This is a genomic window from Synechococcus sp. R6-5 (genome assembly GCF_047461775.1).
Taxonomy (GTDB): domain Bacteria; phylum Cyanobacteriota; class Cyanobacteriia; order Thermostichales; family Thermostichaceae; genus Thermostichus.
Genome location: NZ_JANSHV010000021.1, coordinates 25,118 through 48,218 on the forward strand (window position 1 = coordinate 25,118; position 23,101 = coordinate 48,218).

The 23,101-nt window shown below is 59.7% G+C and carries 13 protein-coding genes and 2 tRNA genes; 9 read left to right on the plus strand and 6 right to left on the minus strand.

The genetic code is table 11. The features are described 5' to 3' along the window. Window positions 1-128 precede the first annotated feature (128 nt). A complete protein-coding gene (locus tag NW818_RS01235) occupies window positions 129-1,295 on the plus strand; it encodes a septal ring lytic transglycosylase RlpA family protein (protein ID WP_414423614.1) in 1,167 nt (388 codons plus the stop codon). On the opposite strand, the gene NW818_RS01240 is transcribed toward NW818_RS01235, so the two are convergent. The 3 genes from NW818_RS01240 to NW818_RS01250 form a co-directional block, all read right to left on the minus strand. Then, window positions 1,296-2,306: a response regulator gene (locus NW818_RS01240; RefSeq protein ID WP_414423615.1), complete on the minus strand. Its 1,011-nt coding sequence runs from the start codon at window positions 2,304-2,306 to the stop codon at window positions 1,296-1,298. After that, window positions 2,303-5,224 carry a PAS domain S-box protein gene (locus NW818_RS01245; RefSeq protein WP_414423616.1) on the minus strand — a complete coding sequence of 974 codons (2,922 nt, stop codon included), beginning with the start codon at window positions 5,222-5,224 and terminating at the stop codon, window positions 2,303-2,305. Before NW818_RS01245 ends, NW818_RS01240 begins: the two co-directional genes overlap by 4 nt. A 299-nt stretch (window positions 5,225-5,523) precedes the next feature. Beyond that, window positions 5,524-6,522, minus strand: coding sequence for a ribose-phosphate pyrophosphokinase (locus NW818_RS01250; protein WP_011433256.1), 999 nt, complete (start codon window positions 6,520-6,522; stop codon window positions 5,524-5,526). Window positions 6,523-6,641: 119 nt separating this feature from the next. Here NW818_RS01250 and NW818_RS01255 point away from each other — a divergent pair, with 119 nt between their 5' ends. The 5 genes from NW818_RS01255 (at window position 6,642) to NW818_RS01275 (ending at window position 16,328) form a co-directional block, all read left to right on the plus strand. Further along, window positions 6,642-8,174: an ABC transporter ATP-binding protein gene (locus NW818_RS01255; RefSeq protein ID WP_414423617.1), complete on the plus strand. Its 1,533-nt coding sequence runs from the start codon at window positions 6,642-6,644 to the stop codon at window positions 8,172-8,174. Window positions 8,175-8,328: 154 nt separating this feature from the next. Continuing rightward, entirely contained in the window at window positions 8,329-12,933 is a 4,605-nt protein-coding gene (locus tag NW818_RS01260) for an NINE protein (protein ID WP_414423618.1), read from the plus strand. A 90-nt stretch (window positions 12,934-13,023) separates the two neighbouring features. Then, window positions 13,024-14,334 carry a rod shape-determining protein RodA gene (rodA, locus tag NW818_RS01265; protein WP_414423619.1) on the plus strand — a complete coding sequence of 437 codons (1,311 nt, stop codon included), beginning with the start codon at window positions 13,024-13,026 and terminating at the stop codon, window positions 14,332-14,334. A 120-nt stretch (window positions 14,335-14,454) separates the two neighbouring features. Next, on the plus strand, window positions 14,455-15,660 hold the full coding sequence (locus NW818_RS01270) for a cysteine desulfurase family protein (RefSeq protein WP_041436530.1): 1,206 nt from the start codon (window positions 14,455-14,457) through the stop codon (window positions 15,658-15,660). Between the two features lie 59 nt (window positions 15,661-15,719). Beyond that, window positions 15,720-16,328 (plus strand): CPP1-like family protein, encoded by a 609-nt coding sequence (locus tag NW818_RS01275; protein ID WP_041436527.1) that lies wholly within the window; start codon window positions 15,720-15,722, stop codon window positions 16,326-16,328. 38 nt (window positions 16,329-16,366) lie between these two features. Here NW818_RS01275 and NW818_RS01280 read toward each other — a convergent pair whose 3' ends face one another. From NW818_RS01280 to lysA, 3 genes are all read right to left on the minus strand, one after another. Beyond that, window positions 16,367-17,113 carry an isoprenyl transferase gene (locus tag NW818_RS01280; RefSeq protein ID WP_011433250.1) on the minus strand — a complete coding sequence of 249 codons (747 nt, stop codon included), beginning with the start codon at window positions 17,111-17,113 and terminating at the stop codon, window positions 16,367-16,369. A gap of 6 nt (window positions 17,114-17,119) precedes the next feature. Next, a complete protein-coding gene (cdaA, locus tag NW818_RS01285; RefSeq protein WP_414423620.1) occupies window positions 17,120-18,043 on the minus strand; it encodes a diadenylate cyclase CdaA in 924 nt (307 codons plus the stop codon). 218 nt (window positions 18,044-18,261) lie between these two features. Then, the gene (gene lysA / locus NW818_RS01290; protein WP_414423621.1) at window positions 18,262-19,641 is read right to left on the minus strand and encodes a diaminopimelate decarboxylase; all 1,380 of its coding nucleotides are present in this window, start codon (window positions 19,639-19,641) and stop codon (window positions 18,262-18,264) included. A 221-nt stretch (window positions 19,642-19,862) separates the two neighbouring features. Here lysA and NW818_RS01295 point away from each other — a divergent pair. The 3 genes from NW818_RS01295 (at window position 19,863) to NW818_RS01305 (ending at window position 22,955) form a co-directional block, all read left to right on the plus strand. Continuing rightward, window positions 19,863-19,948 (plus strand) — tRNA-Tyr (locus NW818_RS01295). Window positions 19,949-19,956: 8 nt separating this feature from the next. Then, window positions 19,957-20,028, plus strand: a tRNA-Thr gene (locus tag NW818_RS01300). Window positions 20,029-20,162: 134 nt separating this feature from the next. Continuing rightward, entirely contained in the window at window positions 20,163-22,955 is a 2,793-nt protein-coding gene (locus tag NW818_RS01305; protein ID WP_414423628.1) for a cation-translocating P-type ATPase, read from the plus strand. Window positions 22,956-23,101: the final 146 nt, after the last annotated feature.

The window sequence follows — 23,101 nt, forward strand, 5'->3', positions numbered from 1 at the left end:
ATGCTATCGAGACTTGGGCTTTTGTGCCCGACTGTGCAAACTGGTCAACTCAGAAACCTATGGTACATTAGCTTCTGTTTTAACCGTCGCACTGGAAGTTGTACGAGATTGGAGAGGAGCGCGGCCTCATGCGAAATTGGAAACAGCTTGGACAGGGACTGGATCCCGCCCGCAAAATGGGCTTGGTCAGCTGTCTCTGTGTCACGGCTTTGGGCTTGCCGGCAGGCATGTTGGGCAGCTTCGCCCCGCGAGCACAAGCCTCAACGCGAACCGGATCCCCCAACACCCGAGCAGCGAAGCTGTCATCTGACTCCCAATTGCCCTCCCCGGCCACCCCTTCCCAACCCCTCCCTGCTGCCGCAGCCCCAGTCAGAACGCTGCCGAGAATTCCCCAAACCTCTATCTCCGACCACAAAGGTCTTGCCCCTGCCAAACTGGGTACCCTGAACTTGGATCCTTCTTTGAACCGATCTCGCCAGGCGATCCTGCCCCGTCGAGCAGAAGAACCCATTCTCAAGATCGGCGAACAACAGCAGCAAACCAGCCAGCCCATCTCCACCCTCTACGACTATCAGATGGACGGGCAACAGGTGGTTACTGTCTATGTGCGGGATCTGCCCATTGTCAGTTTTGTCGAGCACCCTGGGCTAGAACCACCGCTGATGCGGGCCAGCACCCTTGTGGCCCAGCTCAACCAAATGGCCCAGGGATCCCTGAAAGACACCACCATCACCCTAGGTTGGGCAGGTTTGGAATTGGCCGAACAAGGCTTGGGTGTTCCTCTCTACACCATTCAGGTCAACAACAAGGAATTGCTGCGCATCGACGATGGAGTGCTGTTGATCGACAACCAGCGCCCGGTGGATGTGGCTGTTTTGGCTGCCAATCGTCTGCGCCGTCTGCTGCTCGATGCCCCGCCCATTTCAGCTCCGGCCCTGCCCCAGCCGGCTGCTCTGACCGCCAAAGCCGCTGTTGCAGGTTCCAAGCCGAAAACAGCCCCTCAACAGGAGCCCGCCCCTGTCCGCGTGGTTGGGCCTGTGCAAGAGGGCATTGCTTCTTGGTATGACCTGCACCCAACCCGCCATGAGATGACGGCTGCCCACCCCACCCTGCCCTTTGGCACCGAGGTACGGGTGACCAACCTGAAAAACGGACGCCAGGCTGTCGTGCGCATCAACGATCGCGGCCCTTTTATCCCCGGTCGGATCATCGACCTCTCCCTGCGGGCGGCAGAGGTGTTGGGGATGGTGCGCTCGGGGCTGGCGCCTGTGCGGGTGGAAGTGGTGCAACGCTAGCTAGGGCACGGGTGAAAAGCGCTTGGAATCAGGGGAATAGCGCCAAGAAATGCCCTCGGGATCCCGGCTGCGGCTCCACTCTGGAAACCCGGTTTTGAATTTCCAGTAGGTAATGGCGGAAACCACCACCCCCAACCGTTCCGCCAACTGAGTCTGGTTAAGGGGGCGCAGCGGTGCCCGTGGCGCTGTGGCGGCAGTGGGGCTGGGTGCGGGGGCAGAGCCTGCCGACTCCTGGGAGGGCGTGGTTGCAGGGGTGGGTGCTTCCTGCTCCAACCGGTGACCAGGGCTGGGCTCCTGGGGACGCAGCAGGCTGAACTGGCTCAACAGGCCGACATTTTCCAGGTTCAGGAGATTTTCCAGGTTAGAGGTCTGGTGGATCAGCTCCAGCTCACGGCGAAATTCATCCTCCAGCACCTGCAGGTAGTGTTCCCGCTTCTGCTCCGACTCGGCATCTTTGAGCAGCCCCAAGGCAAAGCTGAGGTTCGAGAGGGGCTCGCTCAGATCCTGCAAGAATTTCTTGAACAGAGTGCCCTTCACGTCCGTGAACTGCTGCAACTGCTGCAGTTTTTGCCGCAGCTCCTCGATTCTTTTCTCTTCCAGCTTGCGGTTCTCAAGGCTCTGGCGGTGGTTGTGCAGGGCAATTTCAATGGTGGTGTAGAGTTCCCGCTCTTTGAAAGGCTTGATGATGTAGCCGAAGGGCCGGGTCTCCTTGACGCGGGAGAGGGTGTCTTCGTCGGCGTAGGCCGTCAGATGCACCACCGGAATGTTGAAGCGCTCGGTGATCCGCTTGGCGGCTTCTATGCCATCGATATCGCCTTTTAGGACGATATCCATCAAGACCAAGTCCACCGGCATCTCTTCCAGCCTTCGGATCGCTTCTTCCCCGGAAGAAGCAATGGCGGGCACAGCGTAGCCAAATTTTTTCAGAACGTTGGCAATGTCCTTGGCGATGATCTTCTCGTCCTCGACGACCAGAATACTGCCTTTGACAAGGGGTGGAACTCTCTTCAAGGCTCGCTCCTCGGAAAGGTAATGATGAAAGTAGTACCCGATTTGCTTCTCAATTGTATCTTGCCCTGTAGCTGATCGGTGAGGGTTGCAACCAGTTGTAAACCCAGAGATTGAGTTTCCTTGAAGTCAAAGTTCGGGGGCAAGCCAATGCCATTGTCGGAGACTCGCAACTGAGTATATTTGCGGGTTTGGCTGAAACAAACCTCTATCTCTCCACTGCGGCCCTTCGGGAAGGCATACTTGAGGCTGTTGGTCACCAACTCGTTGATGATCAGGCCACACAAAACTGCATCGTCGAGGTTGAGGCGGATCCCTTCGGCACGGATGCTGGCGCGAATGCTCTCGGGGTTCACCCCGTAGGAGTGAAAGAGGTTGGAGATCAAATTGTGCAAGTACTGCTTGAGATCCACAGCGGCCAGATTGTTGGATTGGTACAGACCTTCGTGGATCAAAGACATGGCTTGAATACGGCTGCCGGCATCCTTAAAAACGCGGGCGTACTTGCGGCTTTTGATCTGGTCAGCTTGGAGCCGCAGCAGGCTGGAGATAATTTGCAGATTGTTTTTGACGCGGTGGTGAATCTCCCGCAGCAGAACTTCTTTTTCCTGAAGGGCGGCCTGGATCTGCAGCTCTGCCCGTTTTTCTTCGGTAATGTCTTCACAAATGCCGATGATGAAGAGGTTTTTGCCCTCGGGATCCCGGACTGCAGAGACCGCCAGGCGGCACCAAACCACCTTTCCGCTGCGGTGGATGTAGCGTTTTTCCAGATGGTAGCGATCCCGTTGGCCGTTCAAAACCTCCTGGAAAAGGCGCCAATCTTCCTGAATGTCTTCTGGATGGGTGAGGTCGCAGAAGCTCATGTGGGTCAGTTCGGCAGCGCTATAGCCCAAGATCTCTTCCAGAGCGGGGTTCACTTTTAGGTAATGGCCCCGATGATCGACGATGGAAATGCCCAGGGCTGACTGCTGGAAGATGCCCCGTAAACTCAGCTCACTTTGGCGAAGGGCTGCCTCGGCTTGCTTGCGCTCGGTAATGTCCAAAATCTGGCTTAGAAAGTAGCTGGGATCCCCTTGGGCCGTGCGCACCAGGGTGATGCGAAGAATGGCATAGACTATTTGGCCGTTCTTGTGGATGTAGCGTTGTTCCTGTTCGCACTGATGCATCTGGCCGGCCAGCAGGCGGTTGCTGTTTTCCAGAGTGGTGGCGATGTCGTCGGGATGGGTGATGTCGAGGACGGTTTTCCCTTTGAGATCCTCCAGGGTGTAGCCCAGGGTTTCGGTAAAAGCGGCGTTGATTTGCAAATAGGTGCCATCCACGTGGGTCATGGCCTTGGCAATGGGGGCCCATTCAAAGGATTGGCGGAAGCGTTCTTCACTTTCTTTGAGGGCAATTTCTGCCTCCACGCGGGCGCTGATGTCGATCACCTGGTTGAGAAACTGGGTGGGCTGTCCTTCCTCGTCGGTGAGCAGGGTGGCCTGAAACAGCACATGAACAACCTGGCCGGAACGGTGGGTGTAGCGAATCTGGCGCTGGCTGACAGAGACCTTCCCTGCCAGCAAAGCCTCATTGGCCCCCAGCAGTGGGTTGACATCTTCGGGGTGGAGAATGTCCAGTTGCTGCCGATGCTTCAATTCTTCGGGGGTGTAGCCGACAATCTGGGCAAAGGCATCGTTGACCTGGATAAATCGCCCCTGCAAGTCCACAAGGGCAATTCCATTGGGGGCCAGCTCAAAAATCTGCCGAAAATGGTTGGCGCTTTGTTGCCAGGCTTGCTCTATACGACGCCGTTCGGCTTCCAGTTGCTTGGACTCAGTGATGTCTTCGACGATCCCTGCCACCCGATAGATTTTGCCCTCTTTGTCGGCGATGGGAAAAGTGCGTTCCCGCAGCCAAATCAGGCGGCCATCAGTGTGATAAATGCGGAAGACAACATCGGTGGATTTGCCCTCCGATTGGGCTTTGAGGATGGTGGGGAACAACCAGCGATCGTCGGGGTGGATTTGGCGCATCCAGGCTTGGGGGTTGGCGTAGGCCTCTTCGGCGGAGCGGCCCCAAATGGCTTCACAGGCTGGGCTGACGTAGATCAGCTCTTTGCTGTAGACCGTTGTAATCCAAAACAGTTGTTGCGTATTCTCTACCAGTTGCAGAAAACGATGCTCGCTCTCTCGGCGGGCCTCTTCCAATTGTTGTTGTCGTTCTTTCAGTTGACGGGATGCTGTGATGTCGGTAACAAATCCTTCAAAATAGAGGGGATCCCCTTGGTCGTTGTAGATGGTACGGGCATTTAAAGAAATCCAAATTAGCCTGCCATCTTTGCAGCAGACTTGGTGTTCAAAATTCACAACTTGACCTTCTCTCAGCATGCGCTGGATGAATTCGGCTCGTTGCTCCGGATCGCTATAGATTTGGGTGCCAATATCGGAGACGTTGTGCATCAAATCCTCAGGGGATTCGTAGCCGAAAATATGGGCCAAGGCCGGGTTGGCAACCAGGTATTTGCCCTCTAGGGTGGTTTGAAAAATGCCTTCGACGGCGTTCTCGAAGATCTGCTGGTAGCGGGCAGCAGTGCTGCGGCTGTCTTGCAGTTGGGATTGGAGCTGCTCGAGGGTTTGCCGATGCTCCTGGGCCTGGAGAAGGATTTGCTTCAGGCTGAGGGCAACGAGGTCAATCTGTTCCCGTTCAAAGGAACTCAGTTGGCGAGGATGGCAGTCAAGCAGGTGCAGATCGGCCAACCGGATCCCCTGCTCAGTTTGCAAGAGAAAGGACTCATGAAAAGGCCATTGCTCAGAGCCGACATCGGGGTTGAAAGGTTCTCCGGCTGGGATCCCTTGCGGATCCCGGTAGAGGATCCCTTTTGAAGGCGAGTGGGGATCGGATCCCGGCTGGGCCAGTTCTAGATAGACCAAAGGTACCTTCAACAGTTGACCCAGTAATTGCAACAGCGGGTACAGCGCTGTACCCAGTTCGGTTTGAAGGGACTGCCCTTCCCTGGGAGCAGTCCGCGGGAAAGCAAAACCGTGCACAACGGATCTTGGCGAGCGAGAAATGGGAGGTGACATGGGAAAACCTGGCCGAGGAGCTGGCTCAACCCAGTCCATCACGACGGATCGGGGGTGCCTGGTTGGGCTGATCTCCACAGGGAAAAGGAGCAGGCGCACCCATTCTGCACCCACTCTACTCTAGCGATACTCTGGAGAAACTTACTTTGAAACTTACTTTAGTGAAACATGCTGCTGACGGAGCTATCTTCATGGATGCGCCAGATCGCTTCCCCCAGCACATTGGCTACCGAGAGAACGGTTAACTCGGGAAAGTGCTGCTCTGGAGGGATAGGGATGGTGTTGGTGACGATCACCTCTTCAAATAGACCACCCCGCAGGCGTTGAATGGCCGGCTCAGAAAAAACAGGATGAATGGCGCAGGCATAAACCGCTTTGGCTCCCAGCTTGCGCAGCAATTTTGCCCCTTCCGAGATGGTGCCTGCGGTATCGATCATGTCATCCACAAGGATGGCAGTTTTCCCCCGCACATCCCCAATGAGATTCATGACTTCCACATCGTTGTGGGCTTGGCGGCGCTTGTCAATGATTGCCAGAGGGGCTTCCTTGAGTTTTTTGGCAAAGGCACGGGCACGAGCCACACCCCCCACATCGGGAGAGACGACCACAATGTCTTCGTCGAGCAAGCCCTTTTCCTTGAGGTAAGCCTGTAATACCGGCTGGGCGTAGACGTGGTCGAGGGGAATGTCGAAGTAGCCTTGAATCTGGGCCGAGTGCAGATCCATAGCCAGCACGCGGTGAGCTCCCGCCTGGGTAATCATGTTGGCCACCAGCTTGGCGGTGATTGCTTCTCGGCCTGCCGTTTTGCGGTCGGCGCGAGCGTAGCCGTAGTAAGGCAAGACGGCGGTGATCTGCCGGGCAGAGGCACGGCGACAGGCGTCAATAATGACCAGCAGTTCCATTAGGTGGTCGTTGACGGGGCGGCAGGTGGGCTGCACCAAGTAGACATCGGCACCCCGAATCGACTCCTGAATTTGGATGTACAGCTCGCCATCGGCAAAGCGCTTGCGCAACATCGGGCCCAGATCCATGCCCAAGTAACGCGCCACCTCTTGAGCCAGAGCCGGGTTAGCGCTGCCTGAGAAGATTTTGAGGCGGTTGCTATCCGAGATGGGTGGCAGGGGGGAAGGGCGGAGAAGAGGGGCAGGGCGAACCACAGATCGATGCTGAACTCGTCCGCAGCCAACGCCTAACGGCGAGCTGTCGCTATCGTAGCACCAGCACTTGCAACCTCAGCAACTGTATTCTTGGGGATTTTCTGGGGAGGCAGGTTACTATGAGCAGAATGAAGGTCGAGCTGCTGCACATCCACAAGCGTTTTGGGGCGGTACAGGCGAACCGCGATGTGTCCTTACGGGTGGAGGCGGGCACGATCCACGGCCTGCTTGGGGAGAATGGGGCCGGCAAAAGTACCTTAGTTAAGATCCTGAGCGGCTTTCTGCGCTGCGATCAGGGGGAGATTTGGATCGATGGGCAACCGGTTCGCATCGACAGCCCTGCAGCAGCCATTCGCCTGGGCATTGGCATGTTGCACCAGGATCCCTTGGATTTTCCTTCTCTGACGGTACTAGAAAACTTTATTGCCGGGCAACGAGGGCGCTTGGGCTTGGGGCTGCGGGAAAGCCGAAGACGTCTCGAGAAAGCCTGTGAAGAGTTTGGTTTCAATCTCAACCCCGATGGAGCCATCGGCAGTTTGACGGTGGGGGAACGGCAACAACTGGAAATGCTGCGGTTGCTTTCCCTGGGGATCAACACCTTGATTTTGGATGAGCCGACGACGGGCATTTCTGCAGCGCAAAAAGATCTTTTGTTCGCGGCTCTGAGAAGGTTGGCGGAGCAGGGCAAATCGGTGATCTTCGTCTCCCACAAGCTGGCCGATGTGGAGTGCCTTTGCGATCGGGTGACGGTGATGCGGCAGGGGGAGGTGGTGGGGGAGCTGCCTGTTAGAGGTGAGGACATTGCCCTGCTGGAACAGCGGTTGATCGATTGGATGTTCGGGCGGGAGTTGGCACCCCCGGCTCGGCCCCATTCTCCGCAAAGGAGGGCGGATCCCCTGTTGGAGTTGCGCTCCCTGGTGGTGCGGCATGAGCCGTTTGCCTTGGCTTTGCCAGATCTGGCGGTGCAGCCGGGGGAAGTGATTGGGTTGGCCGGTTTGGAAGGCAGTGGGCAACGCTCTTTCCTGCTCACCTGTGCAGGGTTGTTGCCGCCCAGGCGTGGCCGGATTCTGTTGAGGGGGCAGGAGATGACAGGCCGTCCTTACGGCGACTATCTGCGCTGTGGGGTGGGGTTTTCTCCGGCGGATCGGCTGCGGGAAGGGCTGATCCCCGGCCTAACGTTGCAGGAGCATTTTGCCCTCCAGCAGCAGGATCCCTGGATCAACTGGGCTCTGGCCCGTCAACAGGCCCAAGCGGCCATTGAACACTTCAGCATTCGCGGTCACCCCTACAGCCGGGTGGAGCAACTCTCGGGGGGCAACCAACAGCGCAGTCAGTTGGCTCTCTTGCCCACACCCCTGAGTCTTTTGCTGATGGAGCACCCAACGCGAGGGTTGGACATTGAGTCGGCGCTGTGGGTCTGGGGGCAATTGCTGGAACGCACCCAAGCGGGTACGGCTATTCTTTTTGCCTCGGCGGATTTGGACGAGATCCTGCAGTACAGCGACCGAGTGATGGTGTTCAGCGGCGGACAGGTCTCGGAACCCATTCCGGCGGCGGAGCTCACCGTTTCGCGGCTGGGGCAGATGATGACGCTTCCCGTCTTGCGCAGCACTCACAGCAGCGAGATCCCAGGGATCCCGACTGAGGTTTAGAGGGCTAATCGAAGCCCTCTAGCGGTCGCGTCAGCGGTGCGTAGCTCTTTCGCTTTGCCGCAGCAGGAGAAGGATTTGAGAACGGCATGGCAACCGGCTAGAGCAAGGCTTAGAGTAGCAGTAGCCCCAAGCCTTTTGCTCAAGGAATCTGGCCATGGGATCCCAGGATCGCCTCTTGCCTCCAGGAGCAGAGGAGCCGCAATCTGACCGCTCGCCCTCCTCGGAGCAAGTCCTTTTGGAGCTCACCGTTCGGGGATCCCGGCAGCAAGTCTTGCAGGGTTTGCGGGCCTGGCTGGAGCTGAGCTTGCTGACTCCAGAGCACTTTCGCTTGCTGGTGGAGCAGTATCGGCTAGAGGGGGAGGAACCAAGGTCAGCGGCAGTTTCCCCCAGCGACGAGATCCCGGCTCGTCTTGGCTCGGCCTACGTGCTCTGGATTTTGGGTTTGTTTGGCATCTGTGGCCTGCACCGTTTTTATCTGGGCCGCTGGCGGACGGGTTTGCTCTGGCTGTTGACCTTTGGGCTGCTGGGGATCGGTCAGCTCCTGGATTTGATTTGGATCCCGGGGATGGTGCGAGAAAGAAATGCTCGCCTGGCCGGATCTGGGGTTGAGGAACCTGCGGTCGAGGGGGGAGAAGAGCCCCAAGCTGCCCCTCAATCCACTCGCGCTACTCGGACGGAGTCCTTGCCCCCCCCTACCCCGGCGCTGGCTGTTTTGCTGCGGAACTTGCTGTCCGAGCTGAGCGTGGCTTGGCTGTTGCTGCTGGGCCTGTTTTTGGTGGTGGTGTCCTCGGGGGTGCTGGCGGCCAGCCACTGGGAGCAATTTTCTCCAACTGCTCAGTATGGGGTGCTCTTGGCCTATACGGCGGCTTTTGGGGTAGGTGCTGGATGGATCCAACGGCAGGAAGGGCTGCGTCTAACCGGTCAAACCTTGGAGGCTATTGCCCTGCTGCTGGTGCCGGTGAACGTGTGGGCCCTGGATGGGCTGGGGATCCTTTGGGGGATCCGCATCCTGGCGCTGGGCTTGCTGCTGGGGATCCCGTTGACGGCTGAGGGTCGGGTGCGCTCGCTGGGTTCAGGTGCCGGCTTTCGCGACAGCGGTGTGGAGCCCAATGCCTTTTCCAATGCCTTTTACGGAACCTTGGTGAACTTTTTGGCCCTCTCTGGCTTGCACGCTTTCTGGAGCTTGGGGCCGCAGGAGCTTCGCCCTGCTTTTGTCCTGGGGATCCTGTATCTGGGGATCCTCAGCACCGTGATTTACACCTGGAGCCGCCGGTCTCAGGAATTACGGGGCTCCAAGATCTGGCTAATCGGGGCTGCCGGATCCCTGTTAATCCTACGGGGGCTGCTGTCTGGGCATGTCCAAGTGCCGCAGTTGGGGTTGGCGGTGGCCCTGTTGGGTTGGTTAGCAGCGGAATGGCCCCAGGGATCCCCGGACGTCGTAGCAGAAGGCGCTCAGGAGGGGACGCTCTCCCGCTGGTGGGAGGGGAGCTGGGTGCTGTTGGTGGTGGGCTGGCTGCTGGCTGCCATTGGCTTGGCGGAGAGCCCTTTCAGCGGCTGGCAGTTGCTGGGGATTAGCCTGCTGGGGATCCATGTCTTAATCGGGCGCTTGCGCCGACACACCCAGTCGCCCCAGCGGGACGAAGTCCTTAGGGTGCATTTGACGTTGCTGTTCTTGCTGGGCCTGGAAACTTGCTGGGCTTTTTGGCAGGTGTGGCCAGCAAGCTGGCGGCAAGAGGTTGTAGCTACAGTAACCAACTGGTTTCAGCCCCTTGATTCCCCTTGGGGCTTGCTGGGGTTGGCGCTGCTGCCCTACGAGGTGCTGTGGCTGGGGTTGGCGGCCCGCTGGCAGAGGAGCGGTCCAGAAGCCGGTGAGACAGGCTTTTCTAGGCTGGTAGAACCAACAGAGCGCTTGGTTTTGGGGCTAGGGGGATCCCTGCTGCTCTTGAGCCTTCCCTATCCGGCCATTCGCTTTTGGCACTTGCTTTTGAGCGCCGGGATCCTGGCCTGGTGGCTACAACAAAAGTCCAGATCAGGAGAAACTCCCAACTTTCTTTGGGTACTTCTGACCCACGCCTACGGAGTGGGGGCACTGCTAGCCGGGATCCGCTGGCTCTTGTCTGACTTGAGCCTGTCCAGTTGGGGAGTGGTTCTGCTGCTGGTGGGCCTATTGCAATGGGCAGGGCGGGTGGCTCTGGGTGGGTCAGGGCGCTTTTGGGGATTGCCCGTGGGGCTGTGGCAGCGAAGTGCAGATGGCATAGGGCTGGTGCTGGTGGGATCCAGCTACTTGGCGTTTTTGCTGCAACGGCTCCCCGAGTTGTCTGCGACTGGTGAACAATCCATGGGCTGGCTGTGGCTGCTGGTGCCTCTTGCTTTAACGGCAGCTCAGGTATTGGCCCTGCCCCCCCTGGAGTTCATGCCCCGCTGGCTGCAGAGCCCAGAGCAAGGGGGATTGGGATCCCTTTCCTGGCAGCAGGGGATCCCAGTGCGGGGATCCCTGCGTCTTTGGGCCGTGCTCTCGCTGGTGATGGCGCAGTTGCTCACCTTGGGCAGGCCGGGCCCGGATCTGCTCGGGCTAGGGCTGGGGTTGCTGCTGCTAGCTACCCAGGTGTGGCTATGGGCTTGTCCCTTGCCAAGTTCCCCTACTCCTGGAGCAGAGGGGGAAGCCCTGCTGGCGGTGGCCTTCGGCTCAGGGTTCGGCCTGGTGGGGATCAGCCGGCTCTTGCCGACACTTACGGAAGCGGAATGGCTGCTGGTCTTGGCAGCGCTGCTGTTGCTTTTGAGCGGCTGTCGCTACGGCATCCGGCACCTCTCTTCTCGCCTGCAAGCCGCTTACCGGCCAGCCCTGGATGGCTGGGGTATACCCTTGGGGTTGGTGCTCTTGCTCTCCCTAACGTTGCCCACCGCGGCGGCCCTCTTCACCCCTTCCTCGCCCCCTGCTTTCTCGGCAGCCATACCGCTGGCCTCTGGGGTTACCTGGCTGGCCATTGGTCTCCGACTTTGGGTAGAGGTTGCTCCGGTCTTCTCTGCTCCCATTGCCGAGACGGGATCCTCTCCGACCCTCCCCCCTAGCGCTAGCGGGACGGAGTCCTCTCCGACAGGGGATGCCCCTGAAATTGCCCAAGCCCTTTCATCTGGCCAGATCAAGGGTCAGATGGATGGGTTGTTGTACGGGCTGGGCTGGGCTTTGGAGCTACTGGCGGCAAGCGGCGTGTTGTGGGCTGTACAGGGATCCCGTCCTGTTGCCCCTCTGCTTGCCGTCATCAATCTAAGCCTGGGGATCCTCTTTTGGATTGGGCCGGAGAAACTCCTCTTTGAGCGGCCCGATCGCGCTGGTGGGACGGAGTCCTCAGGGGGACAACTCCTGCAGCGGGTCAAGGCTCTGAGTTGCTGGGGGACAGCGCCGCTGATCTATGCCGGCTTGGGCTGGCTGGGATCCCATCTCGAACTCGAATGGAGCGAGCTGACAGGTCTGGGCAGCTTAGGTCTCTCCATCGTGCTGCTGGGCGTGGGGCGCCGACAGTCACCGGAGCAGCACCCCTGTCGCGAACAGGAAGGCCCTCCTCCTACCAACCGGAAGGGGATCCTGGGAGCTTTCGGAATATCGCTGGCGGCCTACGAGAGCTGGGTCTACTTTCTCGGCCAGCAAACTGGGGAATTCTGGGAGGACGAAGCGGCGGTGCTGACAGCTTTGCTAGGGCTGCTCTTGGCAGTGGGCTACTGCCTCTGTCCATCTTGGCTGGTGGCGACCCTGCGGCTGAAAGCGGCCTGGCTGCAGCGGATAGGTGCCGGCAACTGGGGCTTGGCCAGCCTCGCCCTTTGGAGTTTCGCTCTCAGCCCTTGGGGGAAGGGGCTCTGGGTGCTGACGGGATCCGGCCTGGTGGCCTATGCCGCCGGACAGGCGAGAACCTCAACTCTAGAATCTCCAACAGAGCAAAATTGGGTGCCAACGGTCTGGGGTTACCTCAGTGCATGGCAAGGAGCTGGGGTTCTGCTGGGCAGTGTGTTCCTGGGGCTGCCACAGCTATCCATAGCGCGGTGGGCCGGATCCCTGCTCTGTGGGCTGGGGCTGGTTTACCACGGCTTGCCCTGGCGACGGTGGGGCTGGCCGGCGGCTCCTTGGCAGAATACGGCCCTGGTGCTGCCCCTGGCCGCTTTTCTGGTAACCGCGGGAGGAAATAACACCCTTAATCTGCTGCTGGGGGCAACCTACTATGCCCTGCTGGCTATCTGGAGATCCCAAGTGCGCCTGGGCTATGTCAGCCTTTTCTTGAGCAACTGGATCCTGTGGAATTACGGCTGGCATCAGGATTGGGCTTCCCTGACGTTCTATGCCCTGCCCCTGGTGGGATCCCTGCTCTATGTGGCCCAGGTGGATCCGGGATTACAGGAAACCAACGGACGGCGGGGGCGGCATTGGCTGCGGCTGGTTTCCTTGGGCACATGGCTGCTGGTGGTGCTGGTGGAAACTCACGGGCAACGGTGGACGGGCTTTTGGCCGGTAGGGTTGGGTTTGGCCTTGGGTCTGCTGGGCTTGGCCTTGCGGGTAAGAGCCTATCTCTTCGTGGGCACGCTGGCCTTTGGGCTGGGGATCCTGCGGCAGGGATGGCTGTTGGTAACAACTGATGCGCTGCTGCTCTGGGCCACTGGGATCCTGCTGGGCCTGCTTCTGATTTGGACGGCAGCCAATCTTGAAGGGCGTCGAGAAGAGGTGGGATCCCGCCTCTCCGCTTGGCTAGGGCAACTGCAGAGCTGGGAATAGCTCCCCCCGTGGGAGAGGGGTCGAGAGTGAGCCAGTGGGGCAAGGGGCATGTCAAACTGGTGCTGGCCTTGCTTTGGAGGATGGGGTCTATTGCTGGGCAACGTTGACCCAAAGGTGTCTTCTCAGCCTAGGTGGAAAAAGCTTCTGCGGCAGATCTTGGCTCCTTGGCGCGAGTTCGATGGCATGTTGCTGGCCACGGTGCTGGCCTTGACAGGCATCGGCATTCTTGCCATCCGCAGCGCAGTCTGGGAGCGTCCCATCAGCCACTATTGGCTGCAGCAGTTGATCATGGCCGGGATCAGCCTGGTGTTTTTGGGAATGGTAGCCCGGATCCCGTATGAGCGGCTTTTGCGCTGGCACTGGTTCACCTACTTCCTGACCTTGGCAGGTTTAATTGCAGTGCTCTTTTTCGGCACGGCGGGGGGAGGGGCGGAGCGCTGGCTCTCCATCGCTGGCTTTCAGGTGCAGCCTTCTGAGTTTGCCAAGCTGGGGGTAATCATCACCCTGGCCGCTCTCCTGCACCACTGGCCGATCAAGTACTTCAGCCAGATTTGGGTGGCCGTTGCCGTCATTGCTCCTCCCTGGATCTTGATTTTCCTGCAGCCCAACCTGGGCACTGCCCTGGTGTTTGTGGTGATTGTCCTGGTCATGCTCTACTGGGCCGGAGCCAAGGGCAGTTGGATCCTCTTGCTCCTGTCGCCGGGGGTGGGAGCCATTCTCTATGGCTTACACACTCGCCCAGAGCTGAGCTGGATGCTTTGGGTTTGGCTGCTCTGGTGTCTGGGAATGGCGGGGTTGGCTGCTTGGCGTCTCCCCTGGCAGTGGACGGGGGCCGTAACTTTTGGGGTAATCAACCTGCTCTCGGGGCAGTTGGGTCAGCTAGCTTGGCACCTTCTCAAGCCCTATCAGCGGCGGCGGCTGGAGATTTTTATCGATCCCATGCAAGAGCCCTGGGGAGCCGGCTATCACCTCATTCAATCCCGCATTGCCATCGGAGCCGGCGGCCTCTGGGGCCGCGGTATCCAGCAGGGCACCCAAACCCAGCTGGACTTCATCCCCGAACAGCACACGGATTTCATTTTCTCCGCCATTGGGGAAGAGATGGGCTTTGTGGGCACCCTGACGGTGCTGATCCTGTTTTGGATCCTGTGTGCGCGGCTGATCTGGATTGCCCAAGGGGCCAAGGACAATTTTGGATCCCTGATTGCCATTGGGGTGCTGGCGATGATCCTCTTTCAGGCGGTGGTGAACATCAGCATGACCATCGGCCTGGCCCCGATTACCGGCTTGCCTTTGCCTTTTCTAAGTTATGGCCGCTCGGCTCTACTGACCAATTTTCTGGCCATTGGCTTGGTGGAATCGGTGGTGATGCACCGCCAGCGTACTAGTCTTTTCAAGTAGGCAGGCTCAATTTGCCTCCAGCGGGTTTGGCCTCAACAAGGGGAAGCTGCTGCCAGCGTTGGGCAACACTGGCCAAGGATCTTAAGATAGGAACACGGAGCCCCGGCTGGTCGAGCTGGCATGTTGCGTTTGGATCCTGCCCTCTACTTTGACCACAGCGCCACCACTCCGCCTCGGCCTGAGGTGATCGAGGCCATGCAGATGGCGATGCAGGAAAGCTGGGGCAACCCCTCCAGCTTGCACGGGTGGGGAGAACGGGCCGCCATGGCCATGGAGCGGGCGCGGCAGCAGGTGGCCGAGCTGCTTAACTGTGAGCCGGAGGCGCTGCTGTTTACCTCAGGCGGGACGGAGTCCAACAACCTGGCCCTGTTTGGGGTGGCCCAGCGCTACTCTACTCCCCAACATCTCATCATCTCCAGCGTCGAGCACGCCTCGGTGGAGAATGCTGCCCGCCAGTTGCAGTCCCAAGGCTGGCAGGTCACCCGTCTGCTGGTGAACGCCGCCGGCCAGGTGGATCCCCAGACTTTGATCCAGGCGCTGCAACCCAATACCGTTTTGGTCTCCATCGTCCACGGCCAAAATGAGGTGGGATCCCTGCAGCCCATTGCAGAGCTGGGTCAGATCTGTCGCCAGGCGGGGGTGCTCTTCCACACCGACGCTGTGCAGACGGTGGGGCGGATCCCGCTGGATCTGGCGCAACTGCCGGTGGATCTGCTCTCCCTTTCCGGGCATAAACTCTACGGGCCCCAGGGGGTGGGGGCGCTGTACGTGCGCCCAGGGGTGGAGCTGCGACCGCTGCTGCGGGGGGGTGGGCAAGAACGGCGGCTGCGGGCTGGCACCCAAGGGATCCCGGGCATTGTCGGCTTGGGAGTGGCGGCAGCTTTGGCGGCCCAAGAGCTATCTCAAGAAACGGCCCGCCTGCGGCAATTGCAACGGCATTTGGCCCAGTTGCTAGCGGAGGTGCCCGGTTTGCGGCTGACCGGCCCCGTCCGTTTGGAGCAGCGTCTGCCCCACCACCTCAGCTACTGCGCCGCAGGGATCCCGGGGAATGTGCTGGTCAGGGCCCTAAGCCGCCAGGGGATCGCCATTAGCGCCGGCTCCGCCTGTAGCAGCGGCCAACTGATCCCCAGCCGCATCCTCTTGGCCATGGGCCACTCAGAAGCCGAGGCGCTGGGATCCATTCGCCTTAGCCTTGGCAAAGCCACCACCTACGCTGCGGTTGAGTATGTGGCCCGATGTCTACAAACGGAGCTTGCCTCCATCTCCAAATCCGTAGCCTTGGGGAATGCGGCAACTCAATCCCCGTTGTCGATCCCCGTCACGTAGCCGGATCGAAGGTCGGGCAGGCTGGGTTAAGGTGATAAAGAGTTACAGGGCTGGTCGCTATGGCTGAGATGAGTCCGTATCAGGTGTTGGGAATTAGCGAAGAAGCCTCTTTTGAAGAGATTCAATCGGCGCGGGCTCGGCTCCTGGCCAGCTTGGGCGCCGATGAACAGCAGCAAGAGCGGGTGGAGCAAGCCTACGATGCCATCCTGATGCAGCGCCTGCGCCTGCGCAAAGAGGGCAAAATCGCCGTTCCCGATCGCATTCGCTACGCCGAACAACGGGCTGCCCATCCTGAGCCGGAGCTGAGTTTGCCTCGCCCTGCTGCCCAAAATCCCCCCTGGGTCAGCCGCTGGTTGGATACCCCCTCTACCGCCGATGCCCTCTGGCCTGCGGCGCTGCTGGGTGGGCTGGGGGGTTGGGTTATCCTGGCTCCCGATGAGTACCCCTCGCTGCAACTGGCCTTGGGGCTGATGGCTTGTATCTATTTCCTGTACCGCAAAGAGCGCCGCTTCATTCGCGCTTTTCTCTTGGCCCTGGCGGGCCTGAGCCTGGGGCTGATGTTGGCCTACGGCATTGCCCTTCCTCTCACCGGTGGCGATGCTCCTGGTGCGCTGTTGGTGGGGATCACGTTTACGGTGATGTGGTTGGTGACCAGCTTTCTGCGCTAGCTGCCGGTTGGCAACGGATATCCAACCAGGGATCATCCTCACCTGCCAAACCGCCGCTGCCGCGACTGATAGCTAAGCAAGGCTTGGTGAAAAGCGGCTCGGTCGAAATCCGGCCAGAGAATGGGGGTGAAATACTGCTCGGTGTAGGCCATCTGCCAGAGCAGGAAGTTGCTGATGCGCATCTCGCCACTGGTGCGGATCAGCAGGTCAGGATCCGATAAGCCGGTGGTGTAGAGAAATTGGGAAAAGAGGGCCTCGTCAATCTGATCCGGCTGCAGCAGCCCCTGCTGCACCAAGGTGGCAATGGAGCGGCAGGCCTGCAGGATCTCCTGTCTTCCCCCGTAGTTGAGGGCCACCGTCAGGCAAATGCCCTTGTTGTGCTGGGTGCAGGCCACCGCATGCACGATGGTTTCCTGCAGAGAGTGGGGCAGAGCCGACAACTGGCCGGCAAACTGGATGCGCACCCCCTGCTGCACCATTTCCCCCAATTCCTGCCACAGCACCTGCTCGAACAAAGTCATGAGAAAATCCACCTCCTCGCGGGCCCGGCCCCAGTTCTCGGTGGAGAAGGCATAGGCGGTAAGGGCTGGGATCCCCCAGTCATCACAACAGCGCAGCAGCTCCTTCAGGGCCGCTACCCCTCGCTGATGCCCAACACTGCGGGGTAAGCCCCGTTTTTGCGCCCAACGCCCGTTGCCATCCATCACCACCGCCACATGGCGGGGCAACAACTGCGGATCTAGGTCGGCAGGCAACTGCAGAAGATGGGCAGGAGAAAGGGTCATGGAGATTCAGTCTTCGGGGAGGGTTTTCTCAGGTTTGCGAAAGAGTTTAGTTAGATCGGAGAGGGATCCCCACCAGCGCAGCGGCCCATTGCGAAACCAGGGGTGGGCCCACAATCCCTTTAGCGGAGCATCTCGTTTTTTGGCATCGCGGGGATTGCGCAACCGCTGTACCAGCAGCTCGTGTAACTTGGCACTGGTCAGAGGCCGCTCGATGCGCCCACCCTCCGCCAGGGAAATGGATCCCGTTTCTTCTGAGACCACAATACACAAGCAATTGGTCTGCTCTGTGATCCCCATCGCAGCGCGGTGCCGTGTGCCCAGCTGTCGAGAGGCGGCCCGCTCCGAAACCGGCAGGATGACCCCCGCTGCGCGAATGCGATTCCGATGGATGACCACAGCCCCATCATGCAACAAAGTTGAAGTCTGGAAAATGGTCTGCAAGATCTCCCGCGACACCCGCGCCTGGAGAGGTACTCCTTTGTCGGTAAACACCCGCGAGTCAATTGGTTGCTCCGGCTCGATCACAATCAGCGCTCCTGTGCGGTTTTGGGAAAGTTCTCGCACTGCTTGCACCAGTTCTTCCACCAAATCTTCCTCAGGATCCTCCTCGTCATCGCCTGCGTTGCTCGGCCACTCCATGCGGATGGCTCTTGCCAATTGCTCCAGCAGCCGCCGAAACTCCGGTTGAAAGAGCACGCCCATGGCTACAGCTGCGCCCAGGAGCAGGCGATCCAAGATCAGGTGAACCAAGGGGAGAGAGGCTGTGGCCAGGTACAGCACCAGCAGCACTATAAATCCCCTCACCAGCACCCCAGCACGACTTTCGCGGGTGTAGTAGAGAGCCAAAGCCAACAGAAAGACAGCCAGAGCCCAGTCCAAGAGGCTGAGAAAGTTAAACTGCTGTAGCCAAGCCCATAAGGCCGCCAGCATGGCGAAAAACCCCGTTCACGCTCCCCTCATTGCGGACCTTCTGCCTGGTGCCGTTCTGCACCTCAGAACCCCTGTTGGACTGCGGCCCCCAGACCAGCCTACCACTCACCTCCTGGCTGTCTTCCAGTCTTTCTCGCATGAGGTGCGTTGGCTGCGGTCGGCGCTGCCAGGAAAGGCTGTGCCTCTACTGACCAGATGGGTATGGGCAAACTTCCCCTTCAACGCAGCAACCGCTCTGGCAAGACATCTTGACGGATTAAGTCGGCATAAGTTTCTCGCCGCACAATCAACTGGGCCTCTCCCTCGTTGACCAGCACCGCGGCTGGCCGAGGGAAGCGATTGTAATTGGAAGCCATGCTGTAGTTGTAGGCCCCCGTCGCCAAAACCACCAACACTTCTCCTGCCATTGGGGCGGGCAGAAGCACATCCTTCAACAGCACATCCCCCGACTCGCAGTGCTTGCCGGCCACCGTTACCCGCTGCGTGGCCTCTGCCTCTGGTCGGTTGGCCAGAAGGGCGGTATAGCGGGCTTGATAGGTGATCGGGCGGGGGTTGTCGGACATACCACCGTCGATGGTGATGTAGGTGCGTCCCTGGGGCAGGTCATCGCTGGGAGGGATCCGCTTTTGCCCTCCCAGGGTGTAGGCGGTCACGGCAGCCGGCCCAATCACAGATCGTCCAGGCTCGCAGAGCACCTTGGGCAAAGGGATCCCGGACTGGGCAAAGGCTTGTTGCACCGCCGTTGCCACAGTTTCCACCCACTCCGGGATGGAGGGGGGATCATCGGATTCGATATAGCGGATCCCCAGGCCCCCACCCACATTCAGCTCTTGTAGGGGCAACCCTCTGCCCAGCCCTTGCCGCCAGATCTGGGCCAGCACCCCCGCCAGGTCGCGGTGGCCCTGTAGATCAAAAATCTGTGACCCAATGTGGGCATGGAGCCCAACGCACTGCAGTTGGGGATGGGCTGCCAAAAAGTCAAACACCTCCGGCAGTTGCCATTGGCCGATGCCGAATTTGCTGTCGGTTTGTCCGGTGCGGATGTACTCGTGGGTGTGGACGTCAATACCAGGGTTAACCCGCAGGAGCAGCCGCGCTGGCCGTGCGGGCGTGGTCAGGGCCGACACCTGCTGCAGTTCGTACAGGCTATCGACCACCAAAGTACAGCCCGTCTCCAGGGCCAAGTTCAGCTCGTCGAGAGACTTGGCGTTGCCGTGCAGATAGAGATCTTCACCTTTGGCCCCCGCCTGCAGGGCCGTGTACAGCTCCCCGCCAGAAGCCACATCCAACCCCAGCCCTTCTTGCAGCGCCAATGCACAGATGGCCAGGCAATTCCAGGCTTTCGTGGCGTACAAAACCCGGGATCCCCCGGCGTAGCAGCGGGCCCAGGTGTCACGGTAAAGCTGGCAGGCGCGGCGCAGCGTCCATTCGTCCAGGATGTGGAGAGGGGATCCAAACTGGCGCACCAGCTCCACCACGTCGCACCCCCCAATTTCCAAGTGCCCCCGGCTGTTGATACGGCTGGTCAAGGGGCGCAAAGACTGGTTGGGGGAAAGGGTCTGCTCTGGATGGGTGGGAGTGCCGAGGGTCGAAATCATGGTCAGGAGTCAGAAAACTGTCTTAAACGATATCAAGTTCCTTATTCAGTTTGTCTTGAAAAGTGCCCAGCCCTAACCCGATCCCTTTATACCCAGCTCTGGGGCTGCCTCGTTCCGCTTCGACTCTGACTCCTCGGTTTTGAGATGGCTGACAATTGGCACAGTGGGAGTGTGTCTGACTTACGCAACACCTTCTGCTATGATGAAAGACCGGTGTCAACGGGTCGATGCCCGAGGGGTTAAAGGGGGCGGACTGTAAATCCGCTGGCTTACGCCTACGTTGGTTCGAATCCAACTCGGCCCACCATCGGCTTTGCCCACGTGGCTCAGTGGTAGAGCACCCCCTTGGTAAGGGGGAGGTCACGAGTTCGATCCTCGTCGTGGGCTTGGCGCTCTGAAGATGATCCCAGCCGCTGGCGCCAGAAGAGCTATGGCCCGAACAACTGGGGAGATGACAAGAATCCTCCCCCTCGAGGGCGGGGAGTATGTCAAAATGCGGCAAGAACCCTCGAGTGGTCGCGATGATCCCACCGGATGGATCCCCCCTTGCTTCTGTTCCTGCCTGGCATAGCCTCACCCTCGCCGCTGCCATCCAGAAGTTGCAGACCGATCCCGATCGTGGCCTCACCACTCAGCAGGTGATCCAGAGGCAGCGGCAATATGGCCCCAATGAGCTGATCACCACTTCTTCTGGCCGCAGCTCCTGGCAAGTCCTGCTGGATCAATTCCGCAACATCATGCTGCTGATGCTGATCGCCGTAGCGGCGATCTCAGCCACTTTGGACTTGCAAGAAGGCGAGTTTCCCAAAGATGCCCTGGCCATTTTGTTGATCGTTGGCCTTAACGGTGGCCTGGGCTATTTGCAAGAAAGTCGGGCGGAAAAAGCGCTGGCGGCCCTGAAAAAACTGGCCTCCCCTACTGTGCGGGTGGAGCGGGATGGCCTGTGGCAAGAAGTTCCAGCCAGCCAACTGGTGCCGGGGGATCGCGTGCTGCTGGAAGCCGGGGTACAGATCCCAGCCGATGGGCGCTTGGCCGAGGCCGTGAACCTGCAGGTGCGGGAAGCAGCTTTGACCGGAGAAGCCACCCCTGTAACCAAACAGGCAGACTGCGTACTCTCGCCGGACATCGAGCTGGGGGAACGGCGCAACATGGCCTTCATGGGCACCGAAGTGATTCAGGGGCGAGGGATCCTCTTGGTTACTGCCACCGGCATGAACACGGAGCTGGGCAAGGTGGCGAAGCTGCTACAAACGGTGGAAAACGAGCCCACTCCCCTGCAGCGGCGCATGAGCCAACTGGGCAATGTGCTGGTGTCGGGATCCCTGGCTTTGGTGGCCCTGGTGGTGGGGATAGGGTTGCTGCAAGCCGGGAGCATGGCCCCTTTCACCTCGCTTCTGGAAACCTCCTTGAGCATGGCCGTGGCCGTGGTACCAGAGGGGCTGCCCGCGGTTATCACTGTCACCCTGGCTATTGGCACCCAACGCATGGTGCGCCGCCATGCCCTCATCCGCCGCCTGCCAGCAGTGGAAACCCTGGGATCCGTGACCACCATCTGCTCCGACAAAACCGGCACCCTCACGGAAAACAAAATGGTGGTGACCGACATCATTACCCCCGACCGCCATTACCACGTCAGCGGCACCGGTTACATCCCCAAGGGCTCCTTCTACTGCGGCGGCCAGCCCATAGATCCCGGGAGCGCCCCGGATCTGCAGGCCATCTTGCGGGCCGTGGTGTTCTGCAACGATGCCCTGTTGCAGGCCAGTCTCCAACCCGTTGCCGGGCGTAACCCTCGGTCTGCAGTTTCTTCCCCCCCTTCAACGCCCACCTGGTCCATCCTGGGGGATCCCACCGAGGCCGCCCTGCTGGTGGCAGCCGCCAAGGCCAACCTCCACAAAGGCTCTTTACAGGAGCGCTACCCACGGGTGCAGGAGCTCCCCTTCAGCTCGGAACGAAAACGCATGAGCGTGGTGATCCAAGAAAACGGCGGCTACTGCGTCTACATCAAGGGATCCCCAGAGCTGGTGCTGGAGCGGTGTGATCGTATCCAGAAAGGGGGCACTTGGCAGGAGCTGTCGGAAACCGATCGCCAAGCCATCCTCGGCACCAACAACCGCCTGGCCGCCCAAGGTATCCGGGTTCTGGGGGTAGCCACCCAGAGGCTAGAGCGGATCCCGGACAACGGGGAAGAGGTGGAGCACAACCTGGTTTGGCTGGGCCTGATGGGGATGCACGATGCTCCGCGACCAGAGGCACGAGAGGCCGTGGCCCGCTGCCGAGAAGCTGGGATCCGCACGTTGATGATTACCGGCGACCACCAACTGACAGCTGTTGCCATTGCCCGCCAGCTGGGCATTCTCGAGTCGGAGGATCAGGCGATTGACGGGCGTACCCTCTCCCGCTTGAGTTTCGAGGAGCTGCTGCAAACGGTACAAACCGTCAGGGTCTATGCCCGCGTCGCCCCCGAACACAAGCTGCGCATTGTCCAGGCCTTGCAAAAGCAAAACGAGTTCGTGGCCATGACCGGGGATGGGGTCAACGACGCCCCTGCCCTGCGCCAAGCGGATATTGGCATCGCCATGGGCATCACGGGCACCGATGTGAGCAAAGAGGCCAGCGACATGGTGCTGCTGGACGACAACTTCGCCACCATCGTGGCAGCCATTGAAGAAGGGCGAGTGGTCTACAGCAACATCCGCCGCTTTGTGAAGTACATTTTGGGCAGCAACATCGGTGAGGTGCTGACAGTGGCTGCTGCCCCCATCCTGGGCTTGGGGGATGTGCCGCTGACACCCCTACAGATCTTGTGGATGAACTTGGTGACCGATGGCCTGCCCGCTCTGGCCTTGGCTTTGGAACCGGCGGAGCCAGGGGTGATGCAGCGCCCCCCCTTCAACCCCAAAGAGAGCATCTTCGCGCAGGGTCTGGGAGCCTACATGGTGCGCATCGGCGTGGTTTTTGCCATCTCCACAATCCTCATGATGGCCATTGTGGAAGCCTACATCCCCCACTGGCGCACGATGGTCTTCACCACCCTGTGTATCGCCCAGATGGGCCATGCGCTGGCCGTGCGCTCCAACGAGAAGCTCACCATCGAGACCAACCCTTTCTCCAACCCCTACCTGCTGGGCGCGGTCCTGACCACTCTGCTCTTGCAATTGGCTCTGCTCTATGTGCCTTTCTTGCGCAGCTTCTTTGGCACAGAGGAGCTAACCCGCACTGAACTTTTGATCTGCTTGGGCTCTAGCACCGTGGTTATGGTCTGGGTGGAGTTGGAAAAACTCTATTGCCGCTGGCGCAAGGGATCCCGCTGAATCTTCACAATTATTTTTCACAATAAAGCATCTTCACAATAAAGAGTCTCTCTCCCTACTGCACCCAGAAACAAAGCTTTGAGCCAAGACTCATTTCCCCAAAAAGCCACTCTTGAGGAATCCTGCCCATTGCATAGAGGCCATTT